General features: G+C 37.3%; 16 protein-coding genes. 7 read left to right on the plus strand and 9 right to left on the minus strand.

The genetic code is table 11. The annotated features are described in order from the left end of the window. Positions 1–32: 32 nt before the first annotated feature. A complete protein-coding gene (locus J4856_RS08550; RefSeq protein WP_025838500.1) occupies positions 33–233 on the minus strand; it encodes a hypothetical protein in 201 nt (66 codons plus the stop codon). Between the two features lie 138 nt (positions 234–371). On the opposite strand from J4856_RS08550, the gene J4856_RS08555 reads away from it, so the two are divergent. Genes J4856_RS08555 through J4856_RS08565 form a run of 3 tightly spaced genes read left to right on the plus strand, consistent with a single transcriptional unit; the run spans position 372 to position 1,763 of the window. Beyond that, entirely contained in the window at positions 372–1,037 is a 666-nt protein-coding gene (locus J4856_RS08555) for a S24 family peptidase (protein ID WP_025838502.1), read from the plus strand. A gap of 10 nt (positions 1,038–1,047) precedes the next feature. Then, positions 1,048–1,305, plus strand: a complete 258-nt coding sequence (locus tag J4856_RS08560) for a hypothetical protein (RefSeq protein WP_025838504.1) — start codon at positions 1,048–1,050, stop codon at positions 1,303–1,305. Positions 1,306–1,349: 44 nt separating this feature from the next. Then, positions 1,350–1,763: a hypothetical protein gene (locus tag J4856_RS08565; protein WP_025001457.1), complete on the plus strand. Its 414-nt coding sequence runs from the start codon at positions 1,350–1,352 to the stop codon at positions 1,761–1,763. A gap of 85 nt (positions 1,764–1,848) precedes the next feature. On the opposite strand, the gene J4856_RS08570 is transcribed toward J4856_RS08565, so the two are convergent. Together J4856_RS08570 and J4856_RS08575 are read right to left on the minus strand one after the other, a co-directional pair. Continuing rightward, entirely contained in the window at positions 1,849–2,502 is a 654-nt protein-coding gene (locus J4856_RS08570; protein WP_065367814.1) for a hypothetical protein, read from the minus strand. A 440-nt stretch (positions 2,503–2,942) separates the two neighbouring features. After that, the gene (locus J4856_RS08575) at positions 2,943–3,155 is read right to left on the minus strand and encodes a hypothetical protein (protein WP_065367813.1); all 213 of its coding nucleotides are present in this window, start codon (positions 3,153–3,155) and stop codon (positions 2,943–2,945) included. An 822-nt stretch (positions 3,156–3,977) separates the two neighbouring features. Between J4856_RS08575 and J4856_RS08580 the strand changes: the two genes are divergently transcribed. Both J4856_RS08580 and J4856_RS08585 read left to right on the plus strand, forming a co-directional pair. Then, on the plus strand, positions 3,978–5,279 hold the full coding sequence (locus J4856_RS08580) for a M64 family metallopeptidase (RefSeq protein WP_025838510.1): 1,302 nt from the start codon (positions 3,978–3,980) through the stop codon (positions 5,277–5,279). Positions 5,280–6,093: 814 nt separating this feature from the next. After that, a complete protein-coding gene (locus J4856_RS08585; RefSeq protein ID WP_428842432.1) occupies positions 6,094–7,014 on the plus strand; it encodes an IS256 family transposase, variant Zn-binding type in 921 nt (306 codons plus the stop codon). Positions 7,015–7,277: 263 nt separating this feature from the next. Here J4856_RS08585 and J4856_RS08590 read toward each other — a convergent pair whose 3' ends face one another. From J4856_RS08590 to J4856_RS08600, 3 genes are all read right to left on the minus strand, one after another. Continuing rightward, positions 7,278–7,979, minus strand: a complete 702-nt coding sequence (locus J4856_RS08590; protein WP_025838672.1) for a hypothetical protein — start codon at positions 7,977–7,979, stop codon at positions 7,278–7,280. 15 nt (positions 7,980–7,994) lie between these two features. Next, a complete protein-coding gene (locus tag J4856_RS08595) occupies positions 7,995–8,936 on the minus strand; it encodes a hypothetical protein (protein ID WP_025838670.1) in 942 nt (313 codons plus the stop codon). A 114-nt stretch (positions 8,937–9,050) separates the two neighbouring features. Then, positions 9,051–10,199: a replication initiation protein gene (locus tag J4856_RS08600; protein WP_025838668.1), complete on the minus strand. Its 1,149-nt coding sequence runs from the start codon at positions 10,197–10,199 to the stop codon at positions 9,051–9,053. 515 nt (positions 10,200–10,714) lie between these two features. Here J4856_RS08600 and J4856_RS08605 point away from each other — a divergent pair. Together J4856_RS08605 and J4856_RS08610 are read left to right on the plus strand one after the other, a co-directional pair. Continuing rightward, on the plus strand, positions 10,715–11,671 hold the full coding sequence (locus J4856_RS08605) for a LuxR C-terminal-related transcriptional regulator (protein ID WP_025838666.1): 957 nt from the start codon (positions 10,715–10,717) through the stop codon (positions 11,669–11,671). A 75-nt stretch (positions 11,672–11,746) separates the two neighbouring features. Further along, entirely contained in the window at positions 11,747–12,361 is a 615-nt protein-coding gene (locus tag J4856_RS08610; RefSeq protein ID WP_025838664.1) for a response regulator transcription factor, read from the plus strand. An 18-nt stretch (positions 12,362–12,379) separates the two neighbouring features. Here the strand turns inward: J4856_RS08610 and J4856_RS08615 are convergent, their stop codons facing one another. The 3 genes from J4856_RS08615 to kdsA form a co-directional block, all read right to left on the minus strand. Then, positions 12,380–13,732 carry a phospholipase D-like domain-containing protein gene (locus J4856_RS08615; RefSeq protein WP_143150346.1) on the minus strand — a complete coding sequence of 451 codons (1,353 nt, stop codon included), beginning with the start codon at positions 13,730–13,732 and terminating at the stop codon, positions 12,380–12,382. Positions 13,733–13,817: 85 nt separating this feature from the next. Beyond that, complete coding sequence (locus J4856_RS08620; protein WP_025838661.1) at positions 13,818–14,789, minus strand: KpsF/GutQ family sugar-phosphate isomerase; 972 nt, start codon at positions 14,787–14,789, stop codon at positions 13,818–13,820. After that, positions 14,786–15,544 (minus strand): 3-deoxy-8-phosphooctulonate synthase, encoded by a 759-nt coding sequence (gene kdsA / locus J4856_RS08625; protein WP_025838659.1) that lies wholly within the window; start codon positions 15,542–15,544, stop codon positions 14,786–14,788. The genes J4856_RS08620 and kdsA overlap by 4 nt, the downstream gene beginning before the upstream one ends. Positions 15,545–15,628 lie beyond the last annotated feature (84 nt).

Genomic DNA, 15,628 nt, shown 5'->3' on the forward strand with positions numbered 1-15,628 from the left:
CCATTTCGGACGTAGCCGCCTTTTTGTTATAGTTATCTTACCTTCTCTTCATATACTCTTTCCTCGGTCTCGTTACAAATGATAGCTACTGTTCCACCTTTATAGTCCTCAAAGTAGCTGTGATTTGTACCATTATTGCTTTGAATCCAGTTCAAGCAATATTCATAACTTGACTTAAAGCCCATATTGTTGCTACTCATTTCATCATCAAAATACACATCGTAAGTTTTCATACTTTTATATTTTTAATAAAACATTCTTCTATCACGCCCCTTTTTTGTATCTTTGGACGCTGTTAATAAACTTAACACGCTGCAAAGATAGTGATAATTTTCAACCATCCAAACTTTTTGGGTGATAATTTTCATTTTATGTGTAAAATTTTATCAAGAATAGAGGAATTATCCAAGCATGAGGGGATAACTATCGGTGCTTTGGAGAAAAAAATAGGTGCCAGTAAAGGTGTCTTATCACGTGCTATAGCTAAGGGTACAGACATACAAGCTAAATGGATAGAATCTCTTGTTGAAAATTATCCCCAATACTCTGCGGAATGGCTCTTAACAGGCAAGGGAGGCATGCTCAAAACAGCATTGCAGGAAGTAATGGTAGTAGAACCAGTCCGCTCAGAATCCCCTAATAAAGGCGCACCTTACTATGATGTGGATTTCCTCGGAGGCTTCGACTTCACATTTAACGATCAGACTATCAACCCTGAATACAACATTGACTTCAAACCGTTCAATAAGCAGGGAGTTAGCTGGGTGAATATCACAGGGCATTCTATGGAGCCCAGGATTAATCACGGAGATATCATTGCAATTAAGGAATGTAGACTTGAGGACGTGCAATATGGCGAGATATATGCTGTCGTACTTGACACCATACGTACCGTTAAGATACTTCGTAAATCCAATAATCCAGATAGGATGCGCTATGTACCTATCAACGAGGATAACTACGACGAGCAGGAATACGACAATTCACGTATCCTCCGTATCTTCGAGGTGCTTGGTAACGTAAGTAGATTCATTTAAAAAATAATATATGATTGACCCAGAGAAGACCGAACTTGATGAGTTCTTGAAAGAATATACCAGAGCACGACGTAATGCAGTGTTCTTTATTGAGAACTATTGGAACAAGCTACATCCTGATAATCCCATCATACTCACAGATGATGAGAAGCAACAGCTTTATAAAAGATTTAGAATGGCTCCGTTAGTTCATGATATTGTAGCCTATACAAAACGCCTTGAAGAGCTGCGAGCAAAGGGCTACAAAGATTGGGAGATTGACGCATAACTATATTCAACTATAATACGTCTAATAACTTAAGTTTATATTATATGAAAGAGAAAAAGAAATGGAGTGAGAGGACTCCACAAGAAAAGAAAAAGGCAAGGCTTAATCTTACTATATTAGCGGTTATTGGCTTAATCGTAGTATCAGTATTGGTTGCAGGTGCATTTAGCGACTCGCCAGAACCACAAGAGAAGAAAGAACCTGTAGCTGTTGTTCACAATGATGTATTAGATGCTTCAGTACGCCAGGTAAAACAGTTCTTAAAAAAGAATCTGAACGATCCTGAAAGCTATGATGGTGTTGAATGGAGTCCAGTATCACAGAACCCACACACCAAATGGTTCATAGTACGTCATAAGTACCGTGCAAAGAATCAATATGGTGCAACACAAATCTACAACCAAATCTTTACACTTGACAGCTTGGGCACAGTTATAAGCATTTCTGATGTTGAGTAAAATACTTAAGCTATAGTATGTCTAATACTTTCGATAGTTTAAGTAGGTTTATATAATCCTAAATATTTTTATTAACTAAACTCTATTAACAATGAAAGAAGAAGAAGAAAAGACGAAAGAGCAGTGGGTTACAACAAAAAGAAGAGAGGTAAGAATGACAAATTCCGACAAAACCCTTACAAAGCATACTCACTAAGGCTACGAAGGCTGCAATAACTATTGTGGCCTTCAATATTTTCATTATTTTAAGTATTGTTTTTGTACGCTCCTCCAATTGTTTGTCATTCACGCGAATAGCATAAGCAGCATCTTCTATACTATCATAAATGATATTAAGGAGATGTTCTTTATTAGCAATAGCCTTATTGTTCTTATGTTTCCTATATAGATAAGTCATATTCTTTTCAACAAGAAGGTTCTCTGGACTATTACCTGCGTCCCTATACGAATGAACCCATATTGCATCCACAAAAAGAATATAAAGTGCTGAACCTAAACCGAGACATAAGATTACTGATGGAATAAGTAAATAAATAGAGTTTGTAGACAAGACGAATGCAATTAGTCCAGAAAAGGCTGTAATAAGTAGTCCAAACAAAGTATATACTCGGTCTGTAGATTTACGTAATTGTTCCAGCGTACTATTCACAAGTAAATCTGCGCGTGATAAGACAAAACGTGCATTCTCCTCATCAAGTTTATCTCGTAACTCGTCTGACACCTTATAATCATCATTCATAATTTACCTCCTTATGCGCCACGCACACACTTTTTAATGATTTTACACCACAAATATAAGCAAAATCCCCAATAAATCAGGCATTTCAGGAAGTTTTTAATTTTATCTCATTGTACTATACCCCTCCTTATACGGAATAAATGGGGGGGGTAAATGATTAAAAATAGGGTCTATCCGCTTTTTTTCGTCTTTATTAGGGGGGTGAATGTGGTCAAAAACATAAAAAAAGTGTCACCCCTAATGTCACCCCTCTTTACACATTTCGTTTTACACTGTCACTCCAATCGTCACCCCTAATGTCACTCCAAAGCCATTTTTTACCTTAAAAACACACCTTTACAACCCAATAAAATAAAGAAAACGGCTTTCAACCGTTCAGAAACGTATTGAAAGCCGTTCAACTATCGTTCAATCAGCGTTTTAGCTGTTCAAACACACCCTTATTTTGTCACTTTTGAACGTATAAGCTCACCAGCCCTGATACAAGCCTTTTTGTTCAGAACAACCCCTCCCTTGCTCAATCCTACACGCTCCAGCGAACTTTGCTTAATACCTATCTCCTCAGCTGTAAGAACGCTGTAAATCGCAGGAATCGAACCAAAGTAATAATTCTTCCTCCCTTTTATCAATTGTACGTGTATTACCTTTGTCATAGTTATCTCTTTTTACTTGCAAATATACAAAATAGTTACTATATACGATATTTTAAGTATATAGTATTTTACTAAATGCGTAAAATAAAAGGTAAGCTGTAAATAGCCTACCTCATCAATGTATACATAAAACAACCCTGTCACAACTATTCCCTTCGCCTTTGTCGCCGTCAATACTCCTTACACTATTAAGTACCCACACTCAGGCTTAAAACGTCCCAAATCGTCCCATTTACCCTCCTATGTAACATTATTCTCTCAAACACCGTTCAAACACTCGTCGAATGTAACGCAAATGTAACACGCTTGTAACATTTCGTTTTGCGCCCCATTTATCCTCTAATATCCCGCAACTCTCTGATAAACAAACAATCTAATCACGTCCCCCCAAACATCGTATTTACACATTTCGTTTTACCCCCCTTAAGTGGTGCGGGTGCTTAGCACATGTGGTGCTGGTGCTTAACACTTATGGTGCGGATAGTATGCACCAAATCAGCGAAGGGTTAAGACCATTGCTGTATATGGAAGGGTAGGGATAAAATGTGAGTTAAGTGTATTAAAACTAAGGTCAGTTTGGAGTTTTGTTTTGTACGAGGCAATACTTCTTGACAATATTTTAGGCTCTATGACGAATTACTCACTTGATTCATTATCGAGCCAAAATGTTTCATGATTTTCCTTGTTATATTTTGTCTTTTTCATTATTATTGATATCTTTGTATTTGACAAATATGTGGAGTTGTAATCAATTCTTAAATGATGTATATAATGAATTTCTTAAAATAACTAAATAGTAAATCTAATTTATTAATATCGCCTATGAGAAAATTTATCACTCTTCTGTTTTTAGCTGTCATGATGACAGTTACAGCGCAAGATTTCAACTCTTATTTTACAGATGCAACACTCCGTCTAGATTATATCTTTGCTGGTAATGCAAAACATCAGACTATTGCCGTAGATGAGTTATGTCATATTCCGCGGTGGTATGGTAAACATGAACGATTGGCTGACGTACCTGTAGAGGGTAACGGTCAGGTTATTGTTTGTGACCATCGTACACAAAAGGTTATCTATCGTAATTCGTTTTCTACTCTTTTTCAAGAATGGTTGACCTACGACGAAGCAAAGAAACCATCACAAAAGTCTTTTGAGAATGTGTTTTTGGTACCATTTCCGAAAGATTCCGTTGATATCACGGTCGAACTGAGAAATAACCGACGTGAAGTGACAGTATCTATGACACATCTTGTAGATCCACGAGACATTCTCATTCGTCGTATAGGTGAACATGCGGTGACGCCATACGAAACTTTACAAAAGGCTGCTGATACGACACGTTGTATTCATATTGCTTTTATAGCCGAAGGTTACACTGACACCGAGATGCCTACTTTTATAAAAGATTGTCAGACAGCTAGTGAAGCTCTTTTTGCTCATGACCCATTTAAGTCATTGTGTCAACGTTTTAATGTTATTGCAGTTAAGTCACCATCTGCTCAAAGTGGAACTTCTGAACCTTCAAAAGGAATTTGGAAAAATACGGCTCTGCATTCCCATTTTGACACTTTCTATAGTGACCGATATCTCACCACGTTGCATCTAAAGAAACTTCATGACTGGTTAGCTGGTACACCTTACGAGCATATCATCGTACTTGTAAACACTGAAAAATATGGTGGAGGTGGTATCTTAAACTCATATAATCTTTCAATGGTACGTAATCCTTACTTTAAACCAGTAGTTGTACATGAGTTTGGTCATTCTTTTGCTGGTCTTGGTGATGAATATGCTTATGATAAAGAGCAAATTAATATGTATCCTACAGATGTAGAACCATGGGAGTCTAATTTAACAACTTTGGTTGATTTCCATGGAAAGTGGGAGAATCTTATTAACAAGAAGACTCCTGTTCCTACTCCTCAACCAGCAGATCTTGATAAGCCTAATGCTCGTCATGATAAATGGAGAGTTGGCGCATATGAACCTGCAGGCTATTCACAGCATGGTGTTTATCGTGCTTTCCCTGATTGTCGTATGCGTACGAATATGCATCCAGAGTTCTGTCCTGCTTGTAATTTAGGTTTAACAAAACTGATAAAATTCTATACAGGGGAATAAGATAGGTTAGAATTCCTAACTTAAAATGCACTTCCGTGGAAGTAATAAACGGCATATACATCAATAGCGATTATGCTATGGTGTATAAGCCGTTTTCTATATGCGTTGGACAAATTTAACTTACAATCTAATACAATCTACGATAAATAAATGCCTCAAGTGTATAACAAGGTTGTTTGTTAATCTTGCAAAAGATTTATGCACTGTAAGTTGCATTGATGGATCCTTCATTTATTTTTCATGTCAAAAGAATAGTCATCCAAATCGGCAATTTGACGTTCATCTTCTTGGTAGATGTTGTCCATATCAAATTCATGTTCTTTGTGCATCTTAGGTTTACGTTTCATAGTTATGTCCTCCATAGAGTAGCCCTGCCGCAGAGCATACCTTTTTACTTTGTAATTGTGGTTGCGGCGTCCCCTTTTTGTCTTGCCTACAAATATACAGAATAAAACTGATATAGCTTGTCAATAAAGAAGAAAGTCTTTCAGGAAGACCGGGTTGATGGATAATAACGACTTATCCTTTGAACTTGGAACTTCGAATTTGGGGAATTGAAATAAGAGCAAAAAGAAAATTGATATGTCAATCATGCGCTCTCTTCGCTCTATGTATTAAATAGAACGTATTACTCATACTTAGATCCTGAAGATGCCAAAAAATATCACAATATCTCTCCATTGTACCAAGTTTCAACAAGCTATAAAAGATAAAATTTAATCTTTTTTGGCCTATATGACAAAAATGTGCTTAAAATCCTTGTAACTATCTAATAATCATTATCTTTGTTTTATTTATATTTTTATGGCAAAAAATCTGCTTTTATTGTGGCTCAAAATTGACTATAAAACGTGGTCATCTTAATGGTAGTCAACGTTGGTATTGTAAGTGCTGTAAGAGGAGCTTTGTTGGACATAATCGCCTTACCAATACCATTGTCAATAATCGTTATTCCAAGGGTAATCTAACAGTCAAAGATCTATCAGAGGAGTACGGAGTTTCAACCAGGACAATTTATAGAAAACTCACCAAATCTTATAAAGAAGAACTTCCCAACCTTCTTGTTCGCCCTGTAGTGGTTTTAATGGATGCCACCTATTGGGGACGTAATTTTGGTGTCGTTATCATGAAGGATTCATTGTCTGGTGATGTACTTTGGTTTAAGTTTATCAATAGGCATGAACGTCTTGAAGACTATAAGGAGGGCATAAGCTACTTGGAGTCACTTGGGTATACCATTCAAGGGCTTGTATGCGATGGTTTTAAGGGACTTAGGCAAGCTTTTCCCAATTATAAATTCCAATTATGCCAGTTCCATCAAGTAATGACTATAAAGACAAAACTAACTTCAAGACCCAAGCTTGAGGCTTCAAAAGAACTGCTTGAATTATCCAAGATGTTATGTCATACGGACAAGGAGTCCTTTATTGGGGCTTTAAAGGAATGGTACACCAAGTGGGAGGATTTTCTTAAGGAACGGACAACAACAGAAGATGGAAAATCACATTATACTCATAAAGCTCTACGTAGTGCTTTTTTGAGCCTTAAAAGGAATATGTCGTCATTGTGGACATACTATGATTACCCTGAATTGAAGATGCCAAATACAAACAATGCCATTGAATCACTCAATGCAGATTTAAAGACAAAATTGAACCTACACAAGGGGATCAGTATGGAAAGAAGAAAGATCTTCATCCAAGACTTTATAAAGTCCCATTCTCCTAAGAAATAAAAGGGGAATGGGAGATTTTAAGCACATTTTTGTCACATAAGAGAAAACGACGCTAAAATAAGCACACTTTTGTCACATAAGCCTCTTTTTTATATACGTAAGAAAAGCAAACTCCGTTATTGAGACTCAAGGCGAATTGAGCTTATATACTTTATATACAAGTCTCAAAAATATTACGAAGGATGGTACATCTAGCTTCCTTTTATGTTTAAACTCTATAAATTGAAAAGGAATGAATCGAAGGTCTTAACGTAAACTTATTTTTAGATTAGGTCTTCATAAGCTTGATTCATTTCATTCATTAGATTTTCAAAGTTGTCAGAATTTAATGCCACCTTTCTGAACATCATCTCCAAATTCTCATCTTCAAAGATGACTGGGTCTTCATGTAGAAGTGCCATCATTCCGGCAATCATCAAACGGTAGACGGTTGCTTGATGTAAACTATTTATCTCGGTCTTTGCTTGTGTTATTCCCAAAGCATAGGCTTGCATCTGTACACGTACAACAGAACGGATGGCTAGAGAGACAGGGACACTATTCTCATGCGATAAAGCCGGGCAGTTCGCAAGATAATCTTCAACCGATTGTAAGTGACCTTCTAACAGAGCATATACCTGTTTTTGATATTCAGCAGTAACGAGGTCATATAATCCTTTACTACGACATGCATAGCGCAGTAATAATTTTGTTGACGTAGATTCCGAGAAATGACGTCGTTTCATATCTTTCGTAACTTCCTCTAGGTCTGTATAATTCAGTCGGATAAGTACAGGAAAGAGTACAGACACGAAGTGGCCTGGAAGGTTATCGAAGTTGTCAACCAATAATTGTTTATATTCCCTTGGTTCTATTTGTCTTTTCCCAGGATATATTGCGTCTGCCAATCCAGAGAAAAAAGCATGAAAGTAGCCTCTAACCATTGCAGAGGCTACTCTTGATCGATTTATGTCTGTTACTCTCATATAAATTATTTTCTACTATCTATGTCCACCGAATCTACTATTGTTTATAGGCAAATCAGAATGCGTTGAACCATATGAAGGTTGACTAGAATTCATAGGCGTGCTTGGTACCGATGAGCGTGAAGCATTTCCAAATGAAGATCTATTGTCGCTCCTTGAAGGTTGTGGGGCTGGAGCAGAATATTGCTGCTGTTGAGGTTGGTAAGTCTGTCCTTCTGGCTGTCTTCTTACTCCTCCAAATTGCTGACCATAAGATCTACTAGGTGCAGTGTTTGTATTCTCCCTTCTTGCATTGCCAAAGCTGCTATAGCCGTTGTTCTGCTGGGGACTATTCCATGAACCACCATTTTGATAAACTTCTTGAGGTGTTCTTGTACGTTCAGTTACAACTGGTGGGTTACGACGTGCACCGAATCTACCTGCGTAATAGCTCTCATTATATCTGTTTCGACCACCACGATAGGTATAGTATTCTGCTGGACGTGAACGATAATAATAATTACGGTCAGCATAACGATTGTAAACCCGATATGCATAATTGTTATTGTACCAGTAAACTGGGCGGTAGAAATAATCTTCACCTATATAATAATTATATTGGCGTGCATTCAAAACATAGAATAAGTCACTATTTCTGCGTGTCCAATAGTTTCCGTAGAGTGAGCGTTCGCCCTGCATGTTAAGGAGATAATCTAGATTAATCTCATAAACAGCTTGATATTGTGCATCGCTTAGTCCCAGTTCATAGGCCATCTTATCTGATAAGAAGAGTGCTTGACGTCGTGCCTCTTCATAGCCTATTCTGCCGTATGTGCTACTATATCCAGCGTTATAACCATCATCATATACTGAAATAGGACCACCATATCCACCACCTGCTGAGAGGTATGTACCACATGAAGAAAGTGAAAAGCTTAGGCAACCCAATGCGAATGTATATATAATCTTCTTTTTCATATCCGTAACCTTTTAAAATGACTACTTATGTTATATCTCTATTGCAAAAGTAGTCTTTTGGTTTCAAATATTCAATAGGTAAATTCCTATTCTCAAAGGGAATGTTCCTATAATTTATTCCACTTCCTCTACAATAGTGTTAGGTACTTCTTTAGATTTCAACATTTCATCAAGACTTTTGAATGTATAGGCAGCTTTGTCTTTAACAAAAGTCTTGGTAAAACGGTCACGCAAGCTCATAAGCTTCTGTACAGCCTCTTGATAAGTTTCTGCCGTGATCCGATCTGCCATGGCTTGTGCATTGACTGGTGTGAAATCAAAGTATTGTACGAGGTACTGCTGGAACTGGCGACGCTGGTTCTGTGTCATTTCCTGTAGCTGTAGATTCATCTTATCCTTTGTTCGGTGAATGATGAAGATGAGCTCATCTGGCTCGCCACCACGTTGACCATGATCATACTTCTTCTCATATTCAAAATGACAATCACAGAAGCCTTTCTCTGCAAGTTCTTTTAATTCTTGCATAGCAGGGTCGAGTACGCGTCGACAGAAATCAGAAAACTTCTTATAGTTATTTTCCAATCGAAGCATTTTTCGAAACTCGAAAGTTTTAATAACAGTTCGACCTTTATCTACCCATGACTCAATAAACATATAAATACGTTGTGTGTAGCGGTTCTTACATGCAAAGACTATCTGTTTGCCCAAACGATGATAGCCAAAGTCCAAAGAGACAAGACGCTCAGCAACACTATGATCAAGCTTCAGAATTGCATATTTGTTATAAGAGCGATCTTCTGGTATATAAACATCACAGAGGTTGGTTGCCTTTGTATATTTTCTTCCTTCTGCTGTTTTATAAGGAATTTCTACTGGAATGGAGGCAAGCATTTTCAGTGAGTTGCGCAATTGTGGATAGTGATTGGGGTCAACGCCTAATTCCTTAAAAGGTAATTTAATCGGCATACGTCCGTCTTCGTCCAACTCGTCTGTGTGGAATAAGTCAAGCTGAAAACCTCGTTTGTTATTCAAAATACCATGCAAGATAGATTGTAAACTCTCAACAATAGATACTAGAATTCGTACTTGGATAAGTGAATAGTCATGACGCATCATAGTCACAGCAATTGGCTGAAGAAGCCATGTCTCTTCCTCTATTGGAATAAGGTCATTAGATATAGTACGGCTTTTTAGTGGAGCCTTCTGTGCTTTAGCTCCACGCTTACGTGTAACCTTTTTATTTGACTTTTTCTCTGTTGTCATATCTGTTATCTTATCTTTGTCATGTATCTTATAACACTTTACAAGCTACAAAGATACCGCTTTTATTTTGAACATAACGCTAAAAAACAAAAATAGTTTCTTCATCCTAATTCTAAGGCTTTCTATGGGTATTCTCCAATGTATTTGTTGCATATACCTTGATTACCTTATGTGTGGAGCAAAGACTTCGTCCTTTTGCTGTTGATTTAGAATAGAATCTCTGGTCAGTGTTTAAACAATGTTTGAAGATGGAAAAAGGGTGGTTGTTTCTTCAATATCGATATAGTTAAGATTCTGAAATAATCTTTTAAGGTTAGATATAATTTATCAGTTTGCACTTAATTAATAGTGTTTATGCATATGACTATGCAACATACTTGAGCGTTAAATAGTTCAAAAGTAGCACTTTCTTTTTGATAATAATTAATGATATAAACTAAATACATTACAACAACTATTGCATGATTGACTTTTTTTTCGTTATTTTGCATACGATATTGATACAAAAAGACAAGATGAAGAATCAGAAAATGTATGAGCCCGATGATAAAATGATTTATCTTATCAAAGATAATTATGACTTATTACAGAGCTTAGGGAGCTTTGGCATCAGTTTGGGCTTTGGAGATAAAACTGTGCGAGAAGTCTGTGATGATCAAAATGTTGACACTTACACTTTCCTAGCTGTAGTTAATTTTACGATAAATGGTTATAGGGGAGTTGATGATGTTGATAGATTGTCCATACCAACTCTTATACAATATCTTAGAGCTAGTCATACTTATTATCTTGAGTATAAATTACCTTTTATACGAAAGGAGTTGATGACTGCATTGGATGAAACTGATAATCTTGCTCGTCTTATTCTTCGTCTTTATGATGAATATGCTCATTCTATTCATAATCACATGCAATATGAGGAGAAGAATGTCTTCCCATACGTTGATACACTACTGAAAGGTGAATCGAATGACACTTACGATATTGAGACTTATTCTAAGCATCACAGCCAAACAGATGTGAAGTTAAGTGAATTGAAGAGCATTATTATTAAATATCTGCCTTCTGACGCACACCACAACAACCGCCTCACAGCCACTTTGTATGATATCTATAACTGCGAAGCGTGGCTTGAACAACATGCTTTGGTAGAAGAGGAAATATTTATCCCTGTTATCAGACGCTTAGAACAAAAGAGTAAGCAGAATGATGTGAGTGTGAAGATCTCGAATATGATTACTAAGAGCCCTGCGTCCAACGAGGTGCTTAGCGATCGCGAAAAAGATGTTATTGTTGCTGTTGCCCAGGGAATGACCAATAAGGAAATTGCAGATCATCTCTGTATCTCTACAAACACAGTGATTACACACCGTCGTAATATTGCTCGTAAATTGCAGATTCATTCACCAGCAGGATTAACAATCTATGCAATTGTGAATAGCCTTGTGGACATAAGTAGCGTGAAACTTTGATAAAAACAACTAGTAGAGTGGGCTACTTACACTTTCACATAATATAACTCACTCTCTTACTTTATGAATGAGACGATGGAACATCTAGCTGATAAGAACATGGGGCGCCCTAAGATAGCAATAGTAGATTCTAATACGCTTGTTGTTTTAGGTCTGAAGAATATATTGCAGAACGTGATGCCTATCATGACTGTTGATTCTTTTTCAAATTTTCAAGATTTTGAGAAAGCGCAGCCTAATTCCTATTATCATTATTTTGTGTCACAAGTAATTGTCTTAGAAAATAGACAATTCTTTTCTCAATGTATCCATAAAACCATTGTTTTGACGCTTTCGAAGGATCCAAATGCTCAGTTATCAGGTTTTCATAGTTTCTGTATTAATGTTCCTGAAGACGAACTTGTCAAGGCGATTTTGAAGATTGTACAATATGGTCATTCTGGTGGAAAGAATCTTCCTGAACTCCCACAAGTGTTAAAGAATAAGATTCTAAGTAATCGAGAGCTAGAAGTTTTATCCTTAATAGTCCAAGGATTGATAAACAAAGAAATTGCAGAGAAACTTAATATCAGTCTGACTACCGTTATTACACATCGTAAAAATATAATGGATAAACTCGGAATGAAGAGTGTGTCAGCCTTGACCATCTATGCAGTGATGCATGGTTATATTGATATCAATAAGATATAATACATCTTTTTTACTCCGTTACAAAAATGGAGATAGCAGGTGTGCAAACCATCCACGAAAACGCTGCCATGATGTACGCCATTGCTTCCACTTTGTTTCTGTAAGCTTAAAGCTACCTTTCTTTTGGGCTTCAAAAAGATTATCTAGTTCATGCGTTGTACAAGGATCAATGATTACAGCATTCTCTTCTCGGTCCCATCTCAGACTTCTAGCGTTAAGATTGGCAGATCCAACTGTGCAGAATTTACCATCTACCATGATAATCTTGGTATGATGAAACCCCTTCTCATACATCCAGATAGTACATCCTTCTTTCATTAGTTGGTGTGCATTATAGAACCCACAGTTAGGCGTTAGTGGGATGTCGCTCTTTACACTTAACAGAATCTCAACTTTCACACCTCGTTTTACTGCATTACGCAAAGCTTTTTTCAACGCTCTACTTAATGTGAAATAAGGGTTGATTAGTTTGATACTATCTTTTGCGTCATTGATAGCATTAACATAGAAGTAGCGAATGATATCTTTAGAAACATGTGGCTCACGATTGATTATGCCCACCATCTTATTCCCCGCACTGCCACAGGTATCTGGTTTCAATCCCTTTATATAATCGGGATTTGATATTCCACGATAGTATTTAGCTCCATGTATCTTCTGTCCTGATGCTAAAAACCACATTCTCAGAAATATATTCTGTAAAGTGTTAACTTCATCACCCTCAATCCTACAATGCATATCGTGCCATGAACCAACGACTTTCGTGCCATTAATGTAATAGTCTGCCACATTCATTCCACCCGTGTAAGCCACCTTGCCATCAATAATTACAATCTTACGATGGTCACGATTGAAGATGTCGTGTAGCCAAGGAAACTCCATTGGCTTGAATTCATAAATCTCAATACCTTTTTCACGAATCGCCTTCAAGTGGCGTTTCTTCATGGGACGATTATTACTTGCGTTACCAAAGCCATCAAAAACGGCTCTCACCTCAACTCCTTCTTTGACTTTTGCTGCTAAATGACGTATTAGCTCTTCATTGATTGAGTCGTTGCGAAAGTTAAAGTATTCCAAGTGAATGCTTGAACGTGCTTGATCGATAGCCTTGAAAAGGTCGTTAAACTTGTCTTTTCCTGTGGTTAGAAGTGTAACAGAATTATTATGAGAGAAATGTACTCCCTTCCGGCGAAGTTGATTTACTATTAAAGAATCAGCACGCTCTGTTGGTTCTTTATACTCTTCAAACAGAGTACTTTCAGACTTGCTTTGTGCTAAAATTTGAATAGGGAATAATATGCAAGAGAATGTCATCACAGCAGTGATGACATTTTTTGTTTTATAACTCACTTTTGTTTCTCTCATTTTCATTAACAGCAAATAAATGCTTATGCGATTCATGAAGCTTTATTTACACATTTATAAATATCACCTAAAAGATAGGATTAAGCTATCTTTACAACATACAGCTGTAATGGTCAACAACACCTAGTAAGTGTCTCTTTTTATCACAGACTAGCACTGTATGAATCTTGTTCTGCTGCATGATATGTTGTATCTCCGTAATCTTTGTAGTTGGCAAAACGGTTTTTGGCTCTTTTGTCATAATGTCACTAACAGTATGAACAAAAAACTCTGCTTGCCAACGCTCCATAGCTCTACGGATGTCACCATCAGTTATGAGTCCTATTACCTTTCCGTTATCAAGTGATACACCCAGGCCGAGTTTCCCTTTACTTACATGGATGATAGCATCACCTAAGTGCATTTCTTTTGGAATAATAGGGAGATCGTCAGAACGCATAACATCTTGAGCTGTAGTCAACAGACGCTTACCTAATTCTCCACCAGGGTGGAACTGTGCAAAATCTTGTGGCTTAAAGTTGCGTACACGCATGAGAGCAATGGCTAAAGCATCACCCATAACAAGTGCTGCCGTTGTCGAACTAGTTGGAGCAAGATTGAGCGGACATGCTTCTTTCTCAACCCAAACCTTTATATGAGCTGTTGAATATTTTGCTAATAGCGAATGAGGGTTAGCACTCATCCCAATAATTGGAATGTTCATGTGAAGTACCATTGGGATAAAGCGAAGTAGCTCATCTGTCTGGCCTGAGTTGGACAAAGCTAATACAACGTCCTCCTTTGTCATAACACCTAAATCGCCATGATAGACATCCAAAGGATTAACAAAGAATGCAGGTGTACCCGTAGAAGAAAGAGTTGCAGCAATCTTAGCACCTATATTTCCACTTTTTCCAACACCCGTGACAATAACCTTACCTGTACAATGGTACATTAAGCTAACAGCTTTGTCAAAGTTCTCATCTAACTGGTTGATTAGGTTCAACGTAGCATCAGCTTCTTCTTTAATACATTGGGTTGCATACGCTCTGACTTGTGTCAGTCTTTGTTCCGCTTCGTTCATACGAGTTTTCCTATTAATACATCTAAATTAGCTAGCTCCAGCATGTTAGCAGCATCAGATAATCCTGTATCTGGGGTAGGGTGAACTTCAAAGAAGTAGCCTGTTGCTCCAAATGCTTTAGCTGCCAAAGCCATTGAAGGAACAAACTTTCGGTCACCAACTGTTTTCCCATCTCCAGCGCTTGGACGCTGCACGCTATGTGTACAATCCATAATTACATTAGGTACAATTTCCTTCATGTCAGGGATATTACGGAAGTCAACAACGAGATTGTTATACCCAAAACAGTTTCCACGCTCTGTCAACCAAACCTCCTTAGCTCCACTTTCTTGACATTTCTGTGTCGGATAGTGCATGTCTCTTCCGCTTAGGAACTGTGCTTTCTTTATGTTTACAATCTTACCTGTCTTTGCTGCAGCGACCAAGAGATCAGTCTGACGGCAGAGGAAAGCAGGAATCTGTATAACATCAACAACTTCACCTACGGCTTCAGCCTGATAACTTTCATGGATATCAGTCAATAATCTTAAGCCGTACTTATCTTTGATATCTTGCAACATGGTCAAACCTTTTTCAAGTCCAGGACCACGAAAAGATTTTATACTTGTGCGGTTTGCCTTGTCAAAGCTTGCTTTAAAAATGATATCAATACCATATTTTCTATTTAGCCTAACCAATTCTTCTGCAACTGTATTAAGCAGTTCAGAACTTTCAATAACGCAGGGACCAGCAATGAAAGTAGATTTATTCATCATATTTTGATAGTATATTGTACTCCTATTATTATCAGAATTTATCTTAAAATATTATCAGGAGGTGATGCAAAGTTATATATAATA

The organism is Prevotella scopos JCM 17725, assembly GCF_018127785.1.
Classification (GTDB): domain Bacteria; phylum Bacteroidota; class Bacteroidia; order Bacteroidales; family Bacteroidaceae; genus Prevotella; species Prevotella scopos.